Origin of the sequence: Bradyrhizobium embrapense, from assembly GCF_001189235.2 — a bacterium.
Classification (GTDB): domain Bacteria; phylum Pseudomonadota; class Alphaproteobacteria; order Rhizobiales; family Xanthobacteraceae; genus Bradyrhizobium; species Bradyrhizobium embrapense.
The window spans coordinates 684141-705658 of sequence record NZ_LFIP02000004.1 but is presented as its reverse complement, the minus strand read 5'-3'; the positions used below and the strand labels follow the sequence as shown (position 1 = coordinate 705658).

At 63.7% G+C, this 21518-nt stretch carries 29 protein-coding genes; 28 read left to right on the top strand and 1 reads right to left on the bottom strand.

The genetic code is table 11. The annotated features are described in order from the left end of the window. Nucleotides 1–37: 37 nt before the first annotated feature. The gene (locus AKN83_RS22255; protein WP_050402246.1) at nucleotides 38–2098 is read left to right on the top strand and encodes an FAD-dependent oxidoreductase; all 2061 of its coding nucleotides are present in this window, start codon (nucleotides 38–40) and stop codon (nucleotides 2096–2098) included. Between the two features lie 129 nt (nucleotides 2099–2227). Next, the gene (locus AKN83_RS22250) at nucleotides 2228–4282 is read left to right on the top strand and encodes an ABC transporter ATP-binding protein (protein WP_050402247.1); all 2055 of its coding nucleotides are present in this window, start codon (nucleotides 2228–2230) and stop codon (nucleotides 4280–4282) included. A 23-nt stretch (nucleotides 4283–4305) separates the two neighbouring features. On the opposite strand, the gene AKN83_RS22245 is transcribed toward AKN83_RS22250, so the two are convergent. Continuing rightward, complete coding sequence (locus AKN83_RS22245; RefSeq protein ID WP_063695463.1) at nucleotides 4306–5514, bottom strand: FAD-dependent oxidoreductase; 1209 nt, start codon at nucleotides 5512–5514, stop codon at nucleotides 4306–4308. Between the two features lie 700 nt (nucleotides 5515–6214). Here AKN83_RS22245 and rpsL point away from each other — a divergent pair. From rpsL to secY, 26 genes are all read left to right on the top strand, one after another. After that, a complete protein-coding gene (gene rpsL, locus AKN83_RS22240; protein WP_006611834.1) occupies nucleotides 6215–6586 on the top strand; it encodes a 30S ribosomal protein S12 in 372 nt (123 codons plus the stop codon). Between the two features lie 15 nt (nucleotides 6587–6601). Next, nucleotides 6602–7072, top strand: coding sequence for a 30S ribosomal protein S7 (rpsG, locus tag AKN83_RS22235; protein ID WP_050402248.1), 471 nt, complete (start codon nucleotides 6602–6604; stop codon nucleotides 7070–7072). A 30-nt stretch (nucleotides 7073–7102) separates the two neighbouring features. Further along, the gene (gene fusA / locus AKN83_RS22230; RefSeq protein ID WP_050402249.1) at nucleotides 7103–9175 is read left to right on the top strand and encodes an elongation factor G; all 2073 of its coding nucleotides are present in this window, start codon (nucleotides 7103–7105) and stop codon (nucleotides 9173–9175) included. A gap of 40 nt (nucleotides 9176–9215) precedes the next feature. Continuing rightward, the gene (tuf, locus tag AKN83_RS22225; protein WP_021081658.1) at nucleotides 9216–10406 is read left to right on the top strand and encodes an elongation factor Tu; all 1191 of its coding nucleotides are present in this window, start codon (nucleotides 9216–9218) and stop codon (nucleotides 10404–10406) included. A gap of 84 nt (nucleotides 10407–10490) precedes the next feature. Beyond that, nucleotides 10491–10799 (top strand): 30S ribosomal protein S10, encoded by a 309-nt coding sequence (gene rpsJ / locus AKN83_RS22220; RefSeq protein ID WP_002712302.1) that lies wholly within the window; start codon nucleotides 10491–10493, stop codon nucleotides 10797–10799. Nucleotides 10800–10853: 54 nt separating this feature from the next. Then, nucleotides 10854–11573, top strand: a complete 720-nt coding sequence (gene rplC, locus AKN83_RS22215; RefSeq protein ID WP_050402250.1) for a 50S ribosomal protein L3 — start codon at nucleotides 10854–10856, stop codon at nucleotides 11571–11573. Between the two features lies 1 nt (nucleotide 11574). Next, nucleotides 11575–12195, top strand: coding sequence for a 50S ribosomal protein L4 (gene rplD / locus AKN83_RS22210; RefSeq protein WP_050402251.1), 621 nt, complete (start codon nucleotides 11575–11577; stop codon nucleotides 12193–12195). After that, nucleotides 12192–12491 (top strand): 50S ribosomal protein L23, encoded by a 300-nt coding sequence (locus tag AKN83_RS22205; RefSeq protein WP_016843746.1) that lies wholly within the window; start codon nucleotides 12192–12194, stop codon nucleotides 12489–12491. The genes rplD and AKN83_RS22205 overlap by 4 nt, the downstream gene beginning before the upstream one ends. Nucleotides 12492–12503: 12 nt before the next feature. Then, nucleotides 12504–13337, top strand: a complete 834-nt coding sequence (gene rplB / locus AKN83_RS22200) for a 50S ribosomal protein L2 (RefSeq protein WP_050402252.1) — start codon at nucleotides 12504–12506, stop codon at nucleotides 13335–13337. 12 nt (nucleotides 13338–13349) lie between these two features. After that, nucleotides 13350–13628, top strand: a complete 279-nt coding sequence (gene rpsS / locus AKN83_RS22195) for a 30S ribosomal protein S19 (RefSeq protein WP_018272137.1) — start codon at nucleotides 13350–13352, stop codon at nucleotides 13626–13628. A gap of 10 nt (nucleotides 13629–13638) precedes the next feature. After that, a complete protein-coding gene (gene rplV / locus AKN83_RS22190; RefSeq protein ID WP_018272136.1) occupies nucleotides 13639–14025 on the top strand; it encodes a 50S ribosomal protein L22 in 387 nt (128 codons plus the stop codon). Between the two features lie 20 nt (nucleotides 14026–14045). Then, the gene (rpsC, locus tag AKN83_RS22185) at nucleotides 14046–14747 is read left to right on the top strand and encodes a 30S ribosomal protein S3 (protein ID WP_018272135.1); all 702 of its coding nucleotides are present in this window, start codon (nucleotides 14046–14048) and stop codon (nucleotides 14745–14747) included. 30 nt (nucleotides 14748–14777) lie between these two features. Then, entirely contained in the window at nucleotides 14778–15191 is a 414-nt protein-coding gene (gene rplP, locus AKN83_RS22180; protein ID WP_016843752.1) for a 50S ribosomal protein L16, read from the top strand. Between the two features lie 5 nt (nucleotides 15192–15196). Continuing rightward, nucleotides 15197–15403 (top strand): 50S ribosomal protein L29, encoded by a 207-nt coding sequence (gene rpmC / locus AKN83_RS22175; protein WP_021081654.1) that lies wholly within the window; start codon nucleotides 15197–15199, stop codon nucleotides 15401–15403. A gap of 11 nt (nucleotides 15404–15414) precedes the next feature. Then, nucleotides 15415–15663, top strand: a complete 249-nt coding sequence (gene rpsQ / locus AKN83_RS22170; protein ID WP_016843754.1) for a 30S ribosomal protein S17 — start codon at nucleotides 15415–15417, stop codon at nucleotides 15661–15663. Between the two features lie 75 nt (nucleotides 15664–15738). Next, on the top strand, nucleotides 15739–16107 hold the full coding sequence (gene rplN / locus AKN83_RS22165; protein ID WP_011473865.1) for a 50S ribosomal protein L14: 369 nt from the start codon (nucleotides 15739–15741) through the stop codon (nucleotides 16105–16107). After that, nucleotides 16107–16421, top strand: a complete 315-nt coding sequence (gene rplX / locus AKN83_RS22160) for a 50S ribosomal protein L24 (protein WP_050402253.1) — start codon at nucleotides 16107–16109, stop codon at nucleotides 16419–16421. Before rplN ends, rplX begins: the two co-directional genes overlap by 1 nt. Next, nucleotides 16414–16971, top strand: a complete 558-nt coding sequence (gene rplE / locus AKN83_RS22155) for a 50S ribosomal protein L5 (RefSeq protein ID WP_021081652.1) — start codon at nucleotides 16414–16416, stop codon at nucleotides 16969–16971. The genes rplX and rplE overlap by 8 nt, the downstream gene beginning before the upstream one ends. A gap of 46 nt (nucleotides 16972–17017) precedes the next feature. Continuing rightward, entirely contained in the window at nucleotides 17018–17323 is a 306-nt protein-coding gene (gene rpsN / locus AKN83_RS22150) for a 30S ribosomal protein S14 (protein ID WP_016843757.1), read from the top strand. Between the two features lie 16 nt (nucleotides 17324–17339). After that, the gene (gene rpsH, locus AKN83_RS22145) at nucleotides 17340–17738 is read left to right on the top strand and encodes a 30S ribosomal protein S8 (RefSeq protein ID WP_021081651.1); all 399 of its coding nucleotides are present in this window, start codon (nucleotides 17340–17342) and stop codon (nucleotides 17736–17738) included. A 16-nt stretch (nucleotides 17739–17754) separates the two neighbouring features. Next, a complete protein-coding gene (rplF, locus tag AKN83_RS22140; RefSeq protein ID WP_050402254.1) occupies nucleotides 17755–18288 on the top strand; it encodes a 50S ribosomal protein L6 in 534 nt (177 codons plus the stop codon). 11 nt (nucleotides 18289–18299) lie between these two features. Beyond that, the gene (gene rplR, locus AKN83_RS22135) at nucleotides 18300–18659 is read left to right on the top strand and encodes a 50S ribosomal protein L18 (protein ID WP_050402255.1); all 360 of its coding nucleotides are present in this window, start codon (nucleotides 18300–18302) and stop codon (nucleotides 18657–18659) included. A 58-nt stretch (nucleotides 18660–18717) separates the two neighbouring features. Further along, entirely contained in the window at nucleotides 18718–19293 is a 576-nt protein-coding gene (gene rpsE / locus AKN83_RS22130; RefSeq protein ID WP_021081649.1) for a 30S ribosomal protein S5, read from the top strand. Nucleotides 19294–19327: 34 nt separating this feature from the next. Next, the gene (gene rpmD, locus AKN83_RS22125) at nucleotides 19328–19519 is read left to right on the top strand and encodes a 50S ribosomal protein L30 (protein WP_024578582.1); all 192 of its coding nucleotides are present in this window, start codon (nucleotides 19328–19330) and stop codon (nucleotides 19517–19519) included. Between the two features lie 21 nt (nucleotides 19520–19540). Further along, a complete protein-coding gene (gene rplO / locus AKN83_RS22120) occupies nucleotides 19541–20026 on the top strand; it encodes a 50S ribosomal protein L15 (RefSeq protein WP_050402256.1) in 486 nt (161 codons plus the stop codon). A gap of 157 nt (nucleotides 20027–20183) precedes the next feature. Next, nucleotides 20184–21518, top strand: a complete 1335-nt coding sequence (gene secY, locus AKN83_RS22115) for a preprotein translocase subunit SecY (protein ID WP_063695462.1) — start codon at nucleotides 20184–20186, stop codon at nucleotides 21516–21518.

Sequence of the window (21518 nt, the reverse complement as noted above, 5' to 3'; positions counted from 1 at the left end):
CGGCTGTTTGGCTCGAGCCGGAGACGACGGAATCGATATGCTCGACTTGGCGATTGTAGGCGGCGGCCCCGGGGGGCTGATGAGCGCCTGGTATCTGAAGCGCAAACTCGGCGACCTCTGCCGCATCACCATCTTCGAGGCGTCGAACCGCCTCGGGGGCAAGATCGTCACGCGCAAATTCGACACCGCGCCCGCGATGTACGAGGCCGGCGTCGCCGAGATCTACGATTACTCGATGACGGGACCGGACCCGCTGCGCGAGCTGATCCAGCATTTCGGCCTGCAGACCATCCCGATGGATGCCGAGCAGGTGCAACTCGACGGCGAGCTGCTGGCTGACGTTCCCGGCATGCGGCGCAAATACGGCGCCAAGACCGCGGCCGCGATCGAGGCGTTCCGCAAGCGCTGCACCGAGCTGGTGTCGCCGATCGAATATTACGAGGGCGTCGGCGCCCACGACAACGAACATCCGTGGGCCTACAAGACCGCCGAGCAGATCCTCGACGAAGAGGTCGAGGATCCGACCGCCAAGCGGTTCTTCAAGGTAATGGCGCGCTCCGACCTCGCGACCGAGAGCCACAACACCAACGGCCTCAACGCGCTGAAGAACTACGTGATGGACGTCGACGGCTATATCGGCCTGTACTCGATCCAGAACGGCAACGAGCAGCTGATCGATTGCCTGCGCTCGGAGGTCAGCGCCGACATCCAGCTCAACCATCGCGTCCTCAAGGTCGGCAAGACCGAAGGTGGCCGCTACCAGCTCAACATGATGAACGGCAAGGGACCGGAGACGCGCGACTTCGACCTCGTGCTGGTCTGCCTGCCGCATTCCTGGCTCGCCACCATGCGCTGGGACGGCGAGCAGCTGCGCAAGTCGATGGTCAAGCACGTCGCCTATTTCGATCGTCCCGCGCACTATCTGCGCGTCTCGATCCTGTTCGACGAGCCGTTCTGGGGCGAGAAGATCCCGGGCGCCTGGTTCATGTCGGAGGCGTTCGGCGGCTGCTGCGTCTACAATGAGGGCGCGCGCCACGATGTCGGCAAGCACGGCGTGCTGAACTGGCTGATCGCCGGCTCCGACGCGCTCGCCTTCGCCAATCTCAGCGATGAGGAGCTGATCGACGCTGCGCTGAAGTCGCTGCCGGCTTCGTTCGGCGATGCGCGTGCGCATTTCCTCGAGGGCAAGACCCATCGCTGGCTGTCGTCGGTCAATGCGCTGCCGGGCGGCCTGCCGGTGCGCGACGTCATGACCAACCACCGTCCCGATCCGAAGGAGCACCCCGGCATCGTGGTGGTCGGCGACTATCTGTTCGATTCCACGCTGAACGGGCTGCTCGATTCCTCCGATGCCGCGACCGACATCGTCGTCACCGAGATGATGCGGCTGCGTCGCGCCCGGGCGCAGGACGAAGGTGCGCAGTCCGACAAGATCGACCGCGACTATTTCGAGAATTATCGCGGCGCCGGTCCCTACAGCGAAGTCTGGCGCAACTTCACCGACCCGGCCTATCTGACCGACCTGATCAAGACGGTGTGGGGCAGGGCGAAGGGCTACAAGCTGCTGATCGCCGGCTCGGCCAGCGGCGAGCTGGTCGGTGCGCTGCGCGAGCGCGGCATCGACGCCTGGGGCATCGAGAACAACCGCTACATCCACGGCAAGACGCCGAAGGCGCTCAGGAAGTACAACAAGCTCGGCTCGATCGCCGACATGCCGTTCAAGGACAACGAGTTCGACTTCGTGTTCGAGACCGCGCTGTGCCATCTCGGCGAGAAGCAGGTCGTGCGCGGGGTGCGCGAGCTCAACCGCGTGGTCAAGACCGGCGTCGTGTTCGCGTCGGTGACCTCGGACATGGCGCCGGCGGTGATCGATCGCTACGACCTGTTGCGCGGCGTGAAGAAGCTTGGCACCTGGTGGGAATGGTCGGAACTGTTCTTCGGCAACGGCTTCGACCTGTCGATGCACCGCCGCGACTGCACCGATGCGCTGTGGACCTTGACGCTGGCCGCCAACAAGGGACCGGGGCAGTGGTACGCCGACTCCGACAGCCTGCGCTATTCCTTCTTCGACAAGGTCGAGGCGGATCACGACGACTAGCAGCCCCGACGCGCGGCGCGCCAAACGCTTTGCCGAATTCATTGTGATCGCATAGGATTGTACCGGCAGCGTTCGCCCGCTGCGGTTTCGATTTGCGGTCATGCCGGCCGTGGAGCATCGGTTGGTTTCATGGCGCCAAGACCTCCTGCATCAAGACCTCCTGCATCAGACGATCCGAATCGATCGGCGGCGGACGATCCCGAGCTGAAGAAGAAGCCTGCGGCCGCGGCCGGTCCGCCTGCGGCAGGCGCCTCTGCCAGGCCGGCTGCTGCGCCGGCCGACGATGAGGATGATGAGGACGAGGACGACGAGTTCGAGCTCGACGACGATGATGACGAGGACCTCGTCGTCTTTACCGCCAAGGAAGCCGCCGGCGCGCTCTCCACGATCTTCGGCTTCGTCAGGCCGATCCTGGCCAACTACAGAAAGCCGCTCGCTTTCGTCACCATCGGCGTGCTGGTCGAGACGTTGTTCAACGTCATCATGCCGCTCAGCCTGAAATTCCTGATCGACGACGCGCTCGGCGAGGAGGATTTCGGGGCCCTCTACAAGATTCTCGGCGTGCTTGCGGTCGCCGGCATCGTCACCTCGATCATCGCGGTCTGGTATGAGCGCTGGGATGCCCGGCTCGGCGCGGGCATCATCGCCGACGTCCGGACGCGCATCTTCGAGCACGTCCAGAACCTTCCGTCGGCCTATTTCGCGCGCACCAAGCGCGGCGAGATCCTGTCGCGCTTCTCGATCGACCTGTCGGCCTTCGAGGGCTCGATCAAGACCTTCGCCAACAGCGCGGCGCTGCCAGGCTTCGAACTGGTGGCCGGCATCATCCTGATGCTGTTCCTGAACTGGCAGCTGGCCGCGGTCGCCCTGCTGGTGTTTCCGATCACGCTGATCGGGCCGCGCATCCTGACGCCGAAGGCGGTGCAGGCGAACTACGAGCAGAAGCAGAACGAAGCCGCACTGCTCGGAATGGTGCAGGAGAACGTCGCCGCCCAGGCGGTGGTGAAGGCGTTCAACCTGCAGCGCCGGGCGCTCGGCTGGTTCACGCTGCGCAACCGCGATGTCCGCGCCAAGGCCGCGTCAGCCATGTTCCTGTCGACCATGGTGGAGCGCACCGTCACCATCGCGGTGCTGCTGCTCCACCTCGTGGTGCTGGCGATCGGTGCCTATCTCGCCACCAAGGGCCAGATCACGGTCGGCACCTTCGTGACCTTCGAGAGCGCGTTCTGGGAGGTGTCGTACAACATCGCCCATCTGATGCATTTCATCCCGGTCTCGATCCAGTCGGCGGCGGCGGTGCGGCACATCCAGGAGCTGCTCGACGAGCCGACCCGCGGCGCCGACCGTCCCGGGGCGCCGGATCTGCCGCGCATCACCAACGACATCTCGTTCGACCGCGTCACCTTCCAGTATGAGGGGGCGCAGACGCCGGTGCTCGACAATCTCAGCCTCAAGTTGAAGGCCGGCAAGAGCATTGCGATCGTCGGTCCCAGCGGCTCCGGCAAGAGCACGCTGATCAACCTGATCCTGCGGCTCTACGTGCCCAACGAGGGGCGCGTCGCGATCGACGGCGTCGACATCCGCCGGGTGACGCGGGAGTCGCTGCGCGCCAGCATGGCGGTCGTGTTCCAGGAGAACATGCTGTTCAACATGTCGATCCGCGAGAATATCCGGCTCGGCAAGGAAGGGGCGACCGACGCGGAGGTCGAGGACGCCGCGAAGAAGGCCGAGATCCATCGCTACATCATGAGCCTGCCGCAGCGCTACGACACGCCGGTCGGCGAGCGCGGCGATACCTTGTCCGGCGGTCAACGGCAGCGCATCGCGATCGCGCGGGCGATCATCCGCAACCCGTCGGTGCTGCTGCTCGACGAGGCCACCTCGGCGCTCGACCAGACCACGGAGGCGGCAATCAACCGCACGCTGCTCAAGGTCGCCGAGGGCCGCACCATGATCTGGTCGACGCACCGTCTGACTTCGGTGGTCGAGATGGACGAGATCATCGTCATCGCTGGCGGCAGGGCGATCGAGCGCGGTTCGCACGAGGAGCTGCTGGCCAAGAACGGCGTCTACCGCAAGCTGTGGGACGACCAGGGGCATAAGCATCACGACGCGGACGACGAGGACGACGACGCGAACGATGATGAAGACGACGAGGATGAGGACGAAGACGAGGAGGCGTGATACCTGCTCGTCGACGTCCCAGGCTACGCCCTGTCGGCTGCGTGCGGACGTTGCCGGAAGTGATCGGCCGGCCGTGTCGCTGACGCCGCTTGCGGGCGTTGCAGCCGGCGCAGCGAGCCCCGGCCGAGATAGCCGAGGAAGCGCGCCCAGCGCTGGGCCTGCCAGTAGGGCCCGCTGCCGATCGACACCTCGCGGAAGTTGAATGCCTTGGCATTCGACCAGGCGTCGCATTCCGTCTTGACCGGATCGTCGTAGAACGCCGTGATCTTCTCCTCGCCCATGCCGTCGCTCGCAAGCCAGGCCGGGATATGGACGTTGCAGAGCTGGGACACGTCGGTGAACACCTTGTCGGTCCCGGTGCCGGTGACCGGGCAGGTGCTGGCGAAGGCGTCGCCGACCAGCACGACGCCGGCCTGCCGATAGCCGGTGCTGACATAGATGTCGGCGGGTCTGATCTTGATGTCGCCGGCGACGTCGAATTCGCCGGTGAGGCGGCGCAGCCGCGGGAGCGCGGCGTTCAGCGTCGCGACCGGATTGCGCCGCATCGCCCGCAGCCACGGATCGTCGGCCGGGCGATAGGTGAAGAGGTTGGCGCGCATCCGGTTTCCGATCGGAAACAGCGTGATGTAGGGGATCCGGTCGCTCGGCCGCTCCGAGAAATAGGTCATGGCCGCGAACGGAAAGGCGGGGCGGCCGACGGGGACGAGATCGAAGCCGATCGAGATCGAGTGGCAGAAGCTGGTCACCAGCCGCTCGATGCCGAGCATCCGGCGCAGCCCGACATTCAGGCCGTTGGCGAGCACCACGAGGCGCGCCGAAATCTCCTCGCCGCCCGACAGCACCAGCCGCTGCCGCTCGGAGCTGGTCGCGACGTTGACGACCTTGTCGCGGATGAATTCGGCCGGCGCGGCGATCTCCGTCCGAATCGCGGTGATCAGCGCGTCATACATGATGCCGTATTGCCGGCTCGGCTGCCGGTCGAGCAGATGGCCGAATCGCGCGATCCAGTTCTCGCCGTCCAGCGTCGCCGAGCGGAGTACGGATTCGGCAAGGCCGGTCCGGGCGAATCGCGCGAGCTGGAGGTCGCCACCGATCTTTTCGACGCGGAAGTCGAATGGATAGACCTGATGAGGGTCGATCAGGACGGCCGGTACCCCGGCACGGCCGAGCATGGCGGCCGCGGTCGAGCCCGCAAGACCTCCGCCGATGATCGCGATGTCGGTGTACTTCATGTCGCTTTCCGTGGCCGTAGACCGCAATTTTTGCGCTGCGAATGGCAAATAAAGGCTTAGTTTCGAATTTCGCCTTCTGGTCCAAGTTAGGGAGAATTGTTTCTAACCATATTTTACCCGGGTATAATGAGATTCCGCTGGCGTGCCAGGGATTCGGATTCGGGCGAGGGGAGTCGCAAACGCTGTCATATTTGGGCGTCCGACGAGCGCCGCGAAATGCGAAATCTGCAAGCGCCAGAGGCGTTTCTTTGCTTGTCGTTTTGCTTGACTTCACTATCTCTCGCTTATACAAGGCGCTCACTTAACGACAGGCGGTGAGCTACGCCAGCGTCGGAACGGATCACCCGAAGGCCTTTTTTCAGGCGCCGGACGGGCACCAACCTCGACGAATGCCGCTCAAACGCTGTCGATGATAGCTAGGCAATGCCAGGACGATTTTAGTTCTCTTGAGCACGTCCTCTTGAGAGTGAACTCGGATGCATGACCTCGGTAGCGGGCCGGACAGCAAACGCTGAACGGTTCGGAATCGCGGTCCTCTGTGGCGTCGATGCGCTTTCCGCTCAGTGATGAGTGGTTGGCGCGATTTCGCTTTGCGCGGGTATTTGCTCCGCGTCGAGCGGGCCGTACGGGACGGCTAGTCCTGAGAAGAAATTTGCGGAGCCATTCAAGGTTTCCGCGCGAACTAAAGGGTGAAGGCTGCATGCCGACGATCAACCAGCTGATCGCAAATCCGCGTGAAGTGCAGAAGTCGCGTAAGAAAGTGCCGGCGCTGCAGCAGTCGCCGCAGAAGCGCGGCGTGTGCACGCGCGTCTACACCACGACCCCGAAGAAGCCGAACTCGGCGCTTCGTAAGGTCGCCAAGGTGCGCCTGACCAACGGCTTCGAGGTGATCGGCTACATCCCGGGTGAGGGCCATAACCTGCAGGAGCACTCGGTGGTCATGATCCGCGGCGGCCGCGTCAAGGACTTGCCCGGCGTGCGCTACCACATCCTCCGTGGCGTGCTGGATACCCAGGGCGTCAAGAACCGTAAGCAGCGTCGTTCGAAGTACGGCGCGAAGCGTCCGAAGTAAGCGGGAAACGATCAGATGTCGCGTCGCCATTCTGCTGAGAAGCGTGAAGTTCTTCCGGATCCGAAGTTCGGGAACGTCATCATTACGAAGTTCATGAACTCGGTGATGTACGCCGGGAAGAAGTCGGTCGCCGAAAACATCGTCTACGGTGCGCTCGGCATGATCGAGGCCAAGACCAAGCAGCCGCCGCTCGGCGTGTTCGAGCAGGCGCTCGAGAACGTGATGCCGACCATCGAGGTCCGTTCCCGTCGCGTCGGCGGCGCGACCTACCAGGTGCCGGTGGAAGTCCGTTCGGTGCGCCGTCAGGCGCTCGGCATCCGCTGGCTGATCTCGGCCGCCCGTGAGCGCAACGAGAAGACCATGACGGAGCGTCTCTCGGCGGAGTTGCTCGACGCCTCGAATAACCGCGGCAACGCCGTCAAGAAGCGTGAAGACGTGCACCGGATGGCGGAAGCCAACCGCGCCTTCTCGCACTATCGCTGGTAAGGCGAACAACGGAATCTAAGGAACAGTCTCATGCCCCGCCAACATGCCATCGAGGACTACCGTAACTTCGGTATCATGGCGCATATCGACGCCGGCAAGACCACGACCACCGAGCGCATCCTGTATTACACCGGCAAGAGCCACAAGATCGGCGAAGTGCACGAAGGTGCCGCGACGATGGACTGGATGGAGCAGGAGCAGGAGCGTGGCATCACGATCACTTCGGCTGCGACCACCGCGTTCTGGAACGGCAAGCGCCTGAACATCATCGACACCCCCGGCCACGTCGACTTCACCATTGAAGTCGAGCGTTCGCTGCGCGTGCTCGACGGCGCCGTTTGCGTGCTCGACTCCAACCAGGGCGTCGAGCCGCAGACCGAGACCGTCTGGCGCCAGGGCGACAAGTACAAGGTTCCGCGTATCGTCTTCGCCAACAAGATGGACAAGACCGGTGCCGACTTCTTCAAGTGCCTGTCCGACATCGTCGACCGCCTCGGCGCCAAGCCGATCGCGATCCAGCTGCCGATCGGTGCCGAGAACAACTTCAAGGGTCTCGTCGACCTCGTGAAGATGAAGGGCATCGTCTGGAACGATGAATCGCTCGGCGCCAAGTTCGACTATGTCGACATCCCGGAAGATCTGGTCGAGCAGGCCAAGGAATATCGCGAGAAGATGGTGGAAGCCGCCGTCGAGCTCGATGACGATGCCATGGCCGCCTATCTCGACGGCAAGGAGCCGGACGAGGCGACCCTGAAGCGCCTGATCCGCAAGGCCGTGCTGACCGGTGCGTTCTATCCGGTGCTGTGCGGCTCCGCCTTCAAGAACAAGGGCGTGCAGCCGCTGCTCGACGCCGTCGTCGACTACCTGCCGTCGCCGATCGACGTGCCCGCGATCAAGGGCACCGATGAGGACGGCAACGAAGTCGTGCGCCATGCGGACGACAAGGAGCCGCTGGCTCTGCTCGCGTTCAAGATCATGGACGACCCTTTCGTCGGCACCATCACCTTCTGCCGCATCTATTCCGGCATCCTGCAGTCGGGCACCGGCGTCATCAACTCGACCCGCGAGAAGAAGGAGCGGATCGGGCGGATGCTGCTGATGCATGCGAACAACCGCGAAGACATCAAGGAAGCCTATGCCGGCGACATCGTCGCGCTGGCCGGCCTGAAGGAAGCGCGCACCGGTGACACGCTGTGCGATCCCGGCAAGCCCGTCATCCTCGAGAAGATGGAATTCCCGGAGCCGGTGATCGAGATCGCGATCGAGCCGAAGTCGAAGGCCGACCAGGAGAAGCTGGGCGTGGCGCTGGCCAAGCTCGCGGCGGAGGATCCGTCCTTCCGCGTGTCGACCGACCACGAGTCCGGCCAGACCATCCTCAAGGGCATGGGCGAACTGCATCTCGACATCAAGGTCGACATCCTCAAGCGTACCTACAAGGTCGACGCCAATATCGGCGCGCCGCAGGTGGCGTTCCGTGAGCGTGTCACCAAGCGGGTCGAGCACAGCTACACCCACAAGAAGCAGACCGGCGGTACCGGCCAGTTCGCGGCCGTCACCCTGATCGTCGAGCCGAACGAGCCCGGCAAGGGCTACGAGTTCGAATCGAAGATCGTCGGCGGCGCGGTGCCGAAGGAATACATCCCCGGCGTCGAAAAGGGCCTCGAGAGCGTGCTGTCCTCCGGCGTGGTCGCGGGCTTCCCGATCGTCGATGTCAAGGTGCAGCTGATCGACGGTAAGTTCCACGACGTCGACTCGTCGGCACTGGCCTTCGAAATCGCCACGCGCGCCTGCTTCCGCGAGGCGCTGCAGATGGGCAAGTCCGTTCTGCTCGAGCCGATCATGAAGGTCGAGGTGGTGACCCCGGAAGACTACACCGGTTCGGTCATCGGCGACCTGAATTCCCGGCGCAGCCAGATCCAGGGCCAAGACATGCGCGGCAATGCCAACGTCATCAACGCGATGGTGCCGCTCATGAACATGTTCGGTTACGTGAACAACCTGCGCTCGATGAGCCAGGGGCGCGCGACCTTCACAATGCAGTTCGATCACTACGCCGAAGCTCCGGCGAACGTGTCGGCTGAAGTCCAGAAAAAGTTTGCTTGATTGTCGTTGGTTAGCAGCTAACGACTGAACGGAGAGTCAAATGGCCAAAGCAAAATTCGAGCGTAACAAGCCCCACTGCAACATCGGCACCATCGGTCACGTCGACCATGGCAAGACCTCGCTGACCGCAGCGATCACCAAGGTGCTTGCAGAAACCGGGGGCGCGACGTTCACCGCCTACGACCAGATCGACAAGGCGCCGGAAGAGAAGGCACGCGGCATCACCATCTCGACCGCTCACGTCGAGTACGAGACGCAGAACCGCCACTACGCTCACGTCGACTGCCCCGGCCACGCCGACTACGTGAAGAACATGATCACCGGTGCCGCCCAGATGGACGGCGCGATCCTGGTCGTGTCGGCTGCTGACGGCCCGATGCCGCAGACCCGCGAGCACATCCTGCTCGCCCGCCAGGTCGGCGTGCCCGCGCTCGTCGTGTTCCTCAACAAGTGCGACATGGTCGACGATCCGGAACTGCTCGAGCTCGTCGAGATGGAAGTTCGCGAACTGCTCTCGAAGTACGAGTTCCCGGGCGACGATATTCCGATCATCAAGGGGTCGGCGCTCGCCGCCCTCGAAGACAAGGACAAGAAGCTCGGCCACGACGCCATCCTCGAGCTGATGCGCAATGTCGACGAGTACATTCCGCAGCCGGAGCGTCCGATCGACCAGCCGTTCCTGATGCCGGTTGAAGACGTGTTCTCGATCTCGGGCCGCGGCACCGTCGTCACCGGCCGTGTCGAGCGCGGCGTGATCAAGGTCGGCGAGGAAATCGAGATCGTCGGTATCCGCGACACCCAGAAGACCATCGTCACCGGCGTCGAAATGTTCCGCAAGCTGCTCGACCAGGGCCAGGCCGGCGACAACATCGGTGCGCTGCTCCGCGGCACCAAGCGCGAGGAAGTCGAGCGCGGCCAGGTGCTGTGCAAGCCCGGCTCGGTCAAGCCGCACACCAAGTTCAAGGCTGAGGCTTACATCCTCACCAAGGAAGAGGGCGGTCGTCACACCCCGTTCTTCACCAACTACCGTCCGCAGTTCTACTTCCGCACCACCGACGTGACCGGCGTTGTGCACCTGCCTGAAGGCACCGAGATGGTGATGCCGGGCGACAACATCGCGATGGAAGTGCACCTGATCGTGCCGATCGCGATGGAAGAAAAGCTGCGCTTCGCGATCCGCGAAGGCGGCCGCACCGTCGGCGCCGGCGTCGTCGCCGCGATCATCGAGTAAGAACGCGAATAGGGAATGGCGAGTAGCGGGTGGGTCACCATTCGCTATTCGCTACTCGCCACTCACTAAAGAAAGAATACGGCAATGAACGGCCAAAATATTCGCATCCGTCTCAAGGCGTTCGACCATCGAATCCTCGATACGTCGACCCGTGAGATCGTGAACACGGCGAAGCGCACCGGTGCGCAGGTTCGCGGACCGATTCCGCTGCCGACCCGCATCGAGAAGTTCACCGTCAACCGTTCGCCGCACGTTGACAAGAAGAGCCGCGAGCAATTCGAGATGCGCACCCACAAGCGCCTCCTCGACATTGTCGACCCGACCCCGCAGACCGTCGATGCGCTGATGAAGCTCGACCTGGCCGCCGGTGTCGACGTCGAGATCAAGCTCTAAGGTTTTGGATTTTTACGTCCGCCGCTTGCGGACAGAAAGACAGGAAGCACGCCGATGCGCTCCGGAGTGATCGCACAGAAGGTCGGGATGACGCGGGTCTTTACGGAGACCGGCGAGCATATCCCTGTGACCGTGCTGAAGTTGGGCAACTGCCAGGTGCTGGGCCACCGCACGACCGAGAAGAACGGCTATGTCGCGCTTCAGCTCGGCTCGGGCGCCCGCAAGACGGTGTACATGCCGAAGGCCGAACGCGGCCAGTTCGCGGTCGCCAAGGTCGAGCCGAAGCGCAAGGTTGCCGAGTTCCGCGTGTCCGAGGACGCGCTGATCCCGGTCGGCGCGGAAATCCAGGCGGACCATTTCGTGGTCGGCCAGTTTGTCGACGTGACCGGCACCTCGATCGGTAAGGGCTTCGCCGGCGGCATGAAGCGCTGGAATTTCGGCGGTCTGCGCGCCACCCACGGTGTGTCGATCTCGCACCGTTCGATCGGTTCGACCGGTGGCCGTCAGGACCCCGGCAAGACCTTCAAGAACAAGAAGATGCCCGGTCACATGGGCGTCGATCGCATCACCACGCTCAATCTGCGCGTGGTTTCGACCGACGTCGAGCGCGGCCTGATCCTCGTTGAAGGTGCCGTTCCCGGCTCCAAGGGCGGCTGGATCTCGGTGCGCGACGCCGTCAAGAAGCCGCTGCCGAAGGAAGCCCCGAAGCCCGGCAAGTTCAAGGTCGCCGGCGGAGAAGCTGCCGAAGCTGTGGCCGAGAAGGAGGGCGCGTGAGATGGAACTGAAAGTCACGACCCTTGAAGGCAAGGACGCCGGATCTGTCCAGCTCTCGGACGCGATCTTCGGTCTCGAGCCCCGCGCCGACATCATTCAGCGCTGCGTGCAGTGGCAGCTGAACAAGCGTCAGGCCGGCACGCACAAGGCCCAGAGCCGCGCCGACGTCTGGCGCACCGGCAAGAAGATGTACAAGCAGAAGGGCACCGGCGGCGCCCGTCACGGCTCGGCCCGCGTGCCGCAGTTCCGCGGCGGTGGCCGTGCATTCGGTCCGGTGGTTCGCTCCCATGCGACCGACCTGCCGAAGAAGGTGCGCGCGCTGGCACTGAAGCATGCGCTGTCGGCCAAGGCCAAGGACGGCGGGCTGATCGTGATCGACAATGCGCAGCTCGAGGCCGCCAAGACCAAGGCGCTGCTCGGTCACTTCTCCGGCCTCGGGCTCACCAACGCGCTGATCATCGACGGTGCGGAGCTGAACGCCGGTTTCGCGACCGCGGCCCGCAACATTCCCAACATCGACGTGCTGCCGATCCAGGGCATCAACGTCTACGACATTCTCCGCCGCCACAAGCTGGTGCTGACCAAGGCTGCGGTTGATGCGCTGGAGGCGCGCTTCAAATGAAGAACATCGATCCGCGCCACTACGACGTCATCATCTCGCCGGTCGTGACGGAAAAGGCGACGCTCGCCTCCGAGCACAACAAGGTGCTGTTCAAGGTCGCCGGCAAGGCGACCAAGCCGCAGATCAAGGAAGCGGTCGAGAAGCTGTTCGACGTCAAGGTGAAGAGCGTCAACACCCTCGTCCGCAAGGGCAAGACCAAGGTGTTCCGCGGCAATCTCGGCTCGCAGTCGGACACCAAGCGCGCGATCGTGACCCTGGAAGAGGGCCACCGCATCGACGTGACTACCGGACTATAAGGCGCAACGACGATGGCATTGAAAACCTACAATCCCACGACGCCGGGCCAGCGCCAGCTGGTCATGGTCGATCGTTCGGCGCTCTACAAGGGCAAGCCGGTGAAGACCCTGACCGAGGGCAAGCTCGGCAACGGCGGTCGCAACAACACCGGTCGCATCACCGTGCGCTTCCGCGGCGGCGGCCACAAGAAGGCCTACCGCACCGTCGACTTCCGCCGCGACAAGGTGGACGTGCCGGCGGTCGTGGAGCGGCTGGAGTACGATCCGAACCGCACCGCGTTCATCGCGCTGATCAAGTACCAGGACGGTGAGCTGGCCTACATCCTGGCGCCGCAGCGCCTGGCGGCGGGCGACACCGTCGTCGCCGGCAACTATGTCGACGTCAAGCCGGGCAACGTCATGCCGCTCGGCAACATGCCGGTCGGCACGATCGTGCACAACATCGAGCTGAAGATCGGCAAGGGCGGCCAGCTGGCGCGCTCCGCCGGCACCTATGCCCAGATCGTCGGCCGCGACCAGGACTACGTGATCGTCCGCCTGAACTCGGGCGAGCAGCGTCTCGTGCACGGCCGTTGCCGCGGCACGATCGGCGCGGTCTCGAACCCCGATCACATGAACATCTCGATCGGCAAGGCCGGTCGTACCCGCTGGCTCGGCTGGCGTCCGCACAACCGCGGCGTCGTCATGAACCCGATCGACCACCCGCACGGCGGTGGTGAAGGTCGTACCTCGGGCGGTCGTCACCCGGTCACTCCGTGGGGCAAGCCGACCAAGGGCAAGAAGACCCGCACCAACAAGTCGACCAACAAATTCATTCTCCTCAGCCGCCACAAGCGGAAGAAGTAAGGAACGCCGGACATGGTTCGTTCAGTCTGGAAAGGCCCGTTCGTCGAGGGTTCTCTGCTCAAGAAGGCAGATGCCGCCCGCGCGTCCGGCCGTCACGACGTCATCAAGATCTGGAGCCGCCGCTCCACCATCCTGCCGCAGTTCGTCGGCCTGACCTTCGGTGTCTACAACGGCCAGAAGCATGTGCCGGTGGCGATCAACGAGGAAATGGTGGGTCACAAGTTCGGCGAGTTCTCGCCGACCCGGACCTTCCACGGCCACTCGGGCGACAAGAAAGCCAAGAAGGCTTGAGGAATAGACGATGAGCAAACCAAAGCGCGAACGTAGCCTCGCGGACAATGAGGCCAAGGCCGTCGCCCGCATGCTGCGCGTCAGCCCGCAGAAGCTCAACCTGGTGGCGCAGCTGATCCGCGGCCGCAAGGCGTCCGCTGCGCTCGCCGACCTGCAGTTTTCGCGCAAGCGGATCGCGGTCGACGTCAAGAAGTGCCTGGAATCGGCGATCGCCAACGCCGAGAACAACCATGACCTCGATGTCGACGATCTCGTCGTTGCCGAGGCGCATGTCGGCAACGGCATCGTGATGAAGCGTTTTGCTCCGCGCGGCCGTGGCCGTTCGGGCCGTGTGTTCAAACCGTTCTCGCACCTGACCATCGTGGTTCGTCAGGTCGAGGCCGAGGCAAGCGCCTAAGAAGGGCGCAGGAGAAGACGATGGGTCAAAAGATCAATCCAATCGGGCTGCGTCTCGGCATCAACCGGACCTGGGACTCCCGTTGGTTCGCCGGCAAGCAGGAATACGGCAAGCTGCTGCATGAGGACGTCAAGATCCGCGAGATCCTGCACAAGGAACTCAAGCAGGCGGCCGTCGCCCGCATCGTGATCGAGCGTCCGCACAAGAAGTGCCGCGTGACGATCCATTCGGCCCGTCCGGGCGTCGTGATCGGCAAGAAGGGCGCCGACATCGACAAGCTGCGCAAGAAGGTCGCCGACATCACCTCGTCGGACGTCGTGATCAACATCGTCGAAATCCGCAAGCCGGAGCTCGACGCGACCCTGGTCGCTGAATCGATCGCGCAGCAGCTCGAGCGCCGCGTTGCGTTCCGCCGCGCCATGAAGCGCGCCGTGCAGTCGGCGATGCGTCTCGGCGCCGAGGGCATCCGCATCAACTGCTCGGGCCGTCTCGGCGGCGCCGAAATCGCGCGCATGGAGTGGTACCGCGAAGGTCGCGTGCCGCTGCACACGCTGCGCGCCGACGTCGATTACGGCGTTGCCACCGCGTTCACGACCTTCGGCACCTGCGGCGTCAAGGTCTGGATCTTCAAGGGCGAGATCCTCGAGCACGATCCGATGGCCCAGGACAAGAAGATGGCCGAGGGCGACAACACGCCGCGTTCGCGCCGCGACGCCGCTTGAGGCAAAGCAGGAATTTGAGGGCTTAAAGCCATGATGCAACCTAAGAAGACGAAGTTCCGGAAGGCGCATAAGGGCCGTATCCACGGCGTTGCGACCTCTGGCGCGACGTTGGCGTTCGGCCAGTTCGGCCTGAAGGCGATGGAGCCTGAGCGCGTCACCGCCCGTCAGATCGAAGCCGCCCGCCGCGCGCTGACCCGTCACATGAAGCGCGCCGGCCGCGTCTGGATCCGCGTGTTCCCGGACGTGCCGGTGTCGAAGAAGCCCGCCGAAGTCCGCATGGGCTCCGGCAAGGGTGCGCCTGAATTGTGGGTGGTCCGGATCAAGCCGGGCCGCGTGATGTTCGAGATCGACGGCGTGCCGGTACAGACCGCCAAGGAGGCGCTGTCGCTCGCCGCCGCCAAGCTGCCGATCAAGACGCGCTTCGTTGCGCGCATTGCGGAGTAATCGCCATGGCCGAGATGAAAGTTGAAGACATTCGCGCGATGAGCGACGACCAGCGGGAAGACGCGGTCCTGAACCTGAAGAAGGAACGCTTCAACCTGCGCTTCCAGCGCGCCACCGGGCAGCTGGAGAACACGTCGCGGATGCGGGAAGCCCGCCGCGATATCGCTCGAATCAAGACCATCGCCGCGCAGCTGCGCGCGAAGAAGAAGTAAGGGGCAAGCCTATGCCGAAACGTACTCTGCAGGGCGTGGTCGTCAGCGACAAGCAAGCCAAGACGATCGTGGTGCGCGTCGATCGCCGCTTCACCCACCCGATCTACAAGAAGACGATCCGCCGTTCCAAGAACTACCACGCGCACGACGAGAACAACCAGTTCAAGCCGGGCGACATGGTCTGGATCGAGGAATCGAAGCCGATCTCGAAGCTGAAGCGCTGGACCGTGGTCCGGGGCGAACACAAGAAAACGGCCTGATTACTTCGGCCTGGCCGAAGTCATTCAGGGAAATTTTGAGCGCGCTCAAGCGCAGAAAGAGGACGAGGTGCATCAATGATTCAGATGCAGACCAACCTCGACGTGGCCGATAATTCAGGCGCACGCCGTGTCATGTGCATCAAGGTTCTTGGAGGTTCCAAGCGCCGCTATGCCACCGTGGGCGACGTTATCGTTGTGTCGATCAAGGAAGCCATTCCGCGTGGCAAGGTGAAGAAGGGCGACGTGATGAAGGCCGTCGTGGTCCGGGTCCGCAAGGACATCCGCCGCGCCGACGGTTCGGTCATCCGTTTCGACCGCAACGCCGCCGTGCTGATCAACAATCAGTCCGAGCCGGTCGGCACCCGTATCTTCGGGCCGGTGCCGCGCGAGCTGCGCGCCAAGAACCACATGAAGATCATTTCGCTCGCGCCGGAGGTGCTGTGATGGCTGCCAAGATCCGCAAGGGCGACAAGGTGATGGTGCTCACCGGCCGCGACAAGGGTCGCACCGGCGAGGTGTTCGAGGTGCGTCCGGACGAGAACAAGGCTCTCGTTCGCGGCATCAACATGGTGAAGCGTCACCAGAAGCAGAGCCAGACCCAGGAAGGCGGCATCATCTCCAAGGAGATGCCGATCGACCTTTCGAACATCGCGTATGTCGGCAAGGACGGAAAGCCGACCCGCATCGGGTTCAAGATTCAGGCCGATGGCAAGAAGGTTCGTGTTGCCAAGAGCTCGGGAGCAGAGATCGATGGCTGATACAGCTTACACGCCGCGTCTGCGCGCGGAGTACGACAAGAAGATCCGCGGCATGATGACCGAGAAGTTCGGTTATGCCAACGTGATGCAGGTGCCGCGCCTCGACAAGGTCGTGCTCAACATGGGCGTTGGCGATTCCGTCAACGACCGCAAGAAGGCCGAGACCGCCGCCGCCGAGTTGAGCCAGATCGCCGGCCAGAAGGCGATCGTGACCTATTCGCGGATCGCGATCGCGACCTTCAAGCTGCGTGAGAACCAGCCGATCGGCTGCAAGGTCACGCTGCGCAAGGCCCATATGTACGAGTTCATCGACCGCCTGGTGAACGTGGCGCTGCCCCGCGTCCGCGACTTCCGCGGCCTGAACCCGAAGAGCTTCGACGGCCGCGGCAACTATTCGCTCGGCATCAAGGAGCACATCATTTTCCCCGAGATCGACTTCGACAAGGTCTCGGAAGCGCGTGGCATGGACATCACGGTCTGCACCACCGCCAAGACCGACGACGAGGCGAGGGCCTTGTTGACCGCTTTCAATTTCCCGTTCCGGCAGTGAGTAGCTGAGCCAAAGCCACTCAAACGCGGATACCCAGGAGCCAAGCATGGCAAAGAAGAGTTCAGTCGAGAAGAACAACCGGCGCAAGCGGATGGCGAAGAACGCCGGCCCGCGCCGCGAGAAGCTGAAGGCGATCATCGCCGACAAGACCAAGCCGATGGAAGAGCGCTTCGCGGCGACGCTGAAGCTCGCCGAGATGCCGCGCAACTCGTCGCCGACGCGCATCCGCAACCGTTGCGAGCTGACCGGGCGTCCGCGCTCGAACTATCGCAAGAACAAGCTCTCGCGCATCGCGCTGCGTGAACTCGGCTCCAAGGGCCTGGTTCCCGGGCTCGTGAAGTCGAGCTGGTAAGGGGAGGGTCGGAACAATGTCTACGCACGATCCGATCAGCGATCTCATCACCCGCATCCGCAACGCGCAGATGCGTTCGAAGTCCAAGGTCTCGAGCCCCGGCTCGAAGATGCGCGCCAACGTGCTCGAGGTGCTGAAGTCCGAGGGTTACATCCGCGGCTACGCCAGCGTCGAGCATGCCTCGGGCCGCAGCGAGCTCGAGATCGAGCTGAAGTATTTCGACGGCGAGCCCGTCATCCGCGAGATCGAGCGGGTGTCGAAGCCGGGCCGCCGCGTTTACGCCTCGGTGAAGAACCTGCCGCGCGTGAACAACGGTCTCGGCATTTCGGTGTTGTCGACGCCGAAGGGAATCATGGCTGACCACGAGGCGCGCGACGCCAACGTGGGCGGCGAAGTTCTCTTCACGGTGTTCTGAGGAAGGATTTTTTACGATGTCACGTATCGGCAAAAGGCCGGTGGCGATCCCGTCGGGTGTGACGGCGACCGTCGAGGGCCAGACCGTCAAGGTGAAGGGGCCGAAGGGCGCGCTTCAGTTCGTCGTGCATGACGACGTCGAGGTGAAGTTCGAGAACGGCCAGGTCAAGGTCGCTCCGCGCGTCAAGACCAACCGCGCGCAGGCGATGTACGGCACCGCGCGCGCGCAGGTCGCCAACCTCGTCGAGGGCGTCACCAAGGGCTTCGAGAAGAAGCTCGAGATCACCGGCGTCGGCTACCGCGCCGCGATGCAGGGCAAGAACCTGCAGCTCGCGCTCGGCTACAGCCACGACGTGGTCTACGCGATCCCGGAAGGCATCACCATCGCGGTGCCGAAGCCGACCGAGATCACGATCACCGGCAACGATCCGCAGCGCGTCGGCCAGGTCGCCGCCGAGATCCGCGCCTACCGTCCGCCGGAGCCCTACAAGGGCAAGGGCGTGAAGTACGCCAACGAATTCATCTTCCGCAAGGAAGGCAAGAAGAAGTAACGGAGCCGGTCATGTCACTCAAGGTTACGAATGCCCGGCGCAAGCAGCGCGTGCGCCTTGCGCTTCGCCGCTCGGCAAACGGCCGTCCGCGGCTGTCGGTGTTCCGCTCGTCCAAGCACATCTACGCCCAGGTCATCGACGACCAGAAGGGCGAGACGCTCGCGTCCGCCTCGTCGCTGGAGAAGACCCTGCGCGACACCGGCAAGACCGGCGCCGACATCGATGCGGCGAAGGCCGTCGGCAAGCTGCTGGCGGAACGCGCGGCGCAGAAGGGTGTCAAGGAAGTCGTGTTCGATCGCGGCGCCTACATCTATCACGGGCGCGTCAAGGCGCTCGCGGATGCAGCGCGCGAAGGCGGATTGAGCTTCTAACCGAATCGAACGATTACGAGGAAAGAGGCGTAAGGCCTCCTAGAGATTGGAAAACACCATGGCAGGTGAACGCGAACGCGGCGGACGCGAACGGAGCAGGGAGCGCGAGGAGCGCGACAGCGAGTTCGTCGACAAGCTCGTCCACATCAATCGCGTGGCGAAGGTCGTCAAGGGCGGCAAGCGCTTCGGCTTTGCGGCGCTGGTCGTGATCGGCGATCAGAAGGGCCGGGTCGGTTTCGGCCACGGCAAGGCGCGCGAAGTGCCGGAAGCGATCCGCAAGGCGACCGAATCGGCGAAGCGCAATCTGACCCGGGTCGCGCTGCGCGAAGGCCGCACGCTGCATCACGACGTCGCCGGTCGTCACGGCGCCGGCCGCGTCTATCTGCGCACCGCTCCGGCGGGTACCGGCATCATCGCCGGCGGCCCGATGCGCGCGGTGTTCGAGACGCTCGGCATCCAGGACGTGGTGGCGAAGTCGATCGGCTCGTCGAATCCCTACAACATGGTTCGCGCCACCTTCGACGCGCTGAAGCATCAGGATTCGCCGCGTTCGGTGGCTGCGCGCCGCAACATCAAGGTCTCCACCCTGCAGTCGCGCCGCGTGGGCGGCGACGCCGAAGTGGTGGCGGAATAACCCGCGCGACCAGCGCTTTCTGGAGTTCAAGACGATGGCCAAGGCCAGCAAGACGATCAAGGTCGAGCAGACCGGCAGCGCAATCCGCCGCCATCACTCGCAGCGTTCGACGCTGATCGGCCTCAAGCTCAACAAGATCGGCCGGGTTGCCGAGCTGCAGGATACCCCTGAAGTTCGCGGCATGATCAGCAAGGTTCAGCATCTCGTCCGCGTCGTCGGCGAGTAAGCAGAGATAAGGAGAAGGGCGATGAAGCTCAGCGATATCGCCGACAACGCCGGCTCGCGCAAGAAGCGCATGCGTGTCGGCCGTGGCATCGGTTCCGGCAAGGGCAAGACCTCGGGCCGCGGCGGCAAGGGCCAGACCGCGCGTTCGGGCGTCCGCATCAAGGGTTTCGAAGGCGGCCAGATGCCGATGCATCGCCGTCTGCCGAAGCGCGGCTTCAACAACATCTTCCGGCTCGACTTCGCCGAGATCAATCTCGACCGTCTGCAGGAAGCGATCGACAACAAGCTGGTCAACGCCGGCGAGACCGTGACCGTCGAGTCGCTGGTGAAGGCCGGCGTGCTGCGCCGCGCCAAGGACGGCCTGCGGTTGCTCGGCCGTGGCGAGATCAAGACCAAGCTGACGATCGAAGCGCACGGCGCTTCCAAGTCGGCCATTGCCGCGGTCGAGAAGGCCGGCGGCTCGGTCAAGATCCTGGCCCCCGCCAAGGACGAAGGCGAGGCGGCGTAACATCTGCGTCATTGCCCGCGCGCGGCGCGGGCAATCCGCAGATCGAATGATGGACTTATCGAGGCCGAGCACCAGATAATGTCCGGTGTCTGCCGATCGCCCCGATAGAACGAGTTCTTGGGGCGTCGGCGAAGCGGGCTCCGGGAGAAAGCCGAACATGGTCTCAGCAGCCGAACAACTTGCCGCCAACCTCAATTTCGGACAGCTGGCGAAAGCCGACGAGCTGAAGAAGCGCATCTGGTTCACCCTGGGTGCGCTGCTTGTTTATCGGCTGGGCACCTACATCCCGCTGCCGGGCATCGATCCCAACATCTGGGAGCAGGTGTTCCGCAGCCAGTCCGGCGGCATCCTCGGCATGTTCAACATGTTCGCCGGCGGCGGCATCCACCGCATGGCGATCTTCGCGCTCAACATCATGCCGTACATCTCGGCATCGATCATCGTACAACTCTTGACAACCGTGTCGCCGCAGCTCGAGGCGCTGAAGAAGGAAGGCGAGGCGGGCCGCAAGACGCTGAACCAGTACACCCGCTATCTCACGGTGATCCTGGCGCTGTTCCAGTCCTACGGCATCGCGATCGGCCTCGAAGGCGCCGGCAACGTCGTCAGCGACCCCGGCATGTTCTTCCGGATCTCGACCGCGATCACCCTGACCGGCGGCACCATGTTTCTGATGTGGCTGGGCGAACAGATCACCTCGCGCGGCATCGGCAACGGTATCTCGCTGATCATCCTGTCCGGCATCGTCGCCGAGCTGCCGTCGGCGCTCGCCAACATGCTGGAACTCGGCCGCCAGGGCGCGATGTCGACCGGCCTGATCCTGATCGTCATCGCGATGGCGGTCGCGGTGATCGCCTTCATCGTGTTCATGGAGCGGGCGCAGCGCCGGCTGCTGATCCAGTATCCGAAGCGCCAGGTCGGCAACAAGATGTTCGAGGGCCAGTCCTCGCATCTGCCGCTCAAGCTCAACACCTCGGGCGTGATTCCGCCGATCTTCGCCTCATCGCTGCTGCTGCTGCCGACCACAGTTGCGAACTTCAACGCCGGCAAGGGGCCGGAGTGGTTCCAGTGGCTCACCACCCAGCTCAGCCACGGCCGTCCGCTGTTCCTGCTGATGTATCTCGCGCTGATCGTGTTCTTCGCCTTCTTCTACACCGCGATCGTGTTCAACCCGACCGAGACCGCGGACAATCTGAAGAAGCATGGCGGCTTCATTCCGGGCATCCGGCCGGGTGAGCGCACGGCGGAATATATCGATTACGTGCTGTCGCGCATCACGGTGCTCGGCGCGATCTATCTGGCGATCGTCTGCCTGATTCCCGAAATTCTGATTTCCTACGCCTCGGTCCCGTTCTACTTTGGTGGCACCTCACTTTTGATCGTCGTCAGTGTAACGATGGATACGGTGTCGCAGGTTCAGGGCTATCTGCTCGCCCACCAGTATGAAGGGCTGATCAGGAAGTCGAAGCTCAGGGGAGGCCGCCGCCGCTGA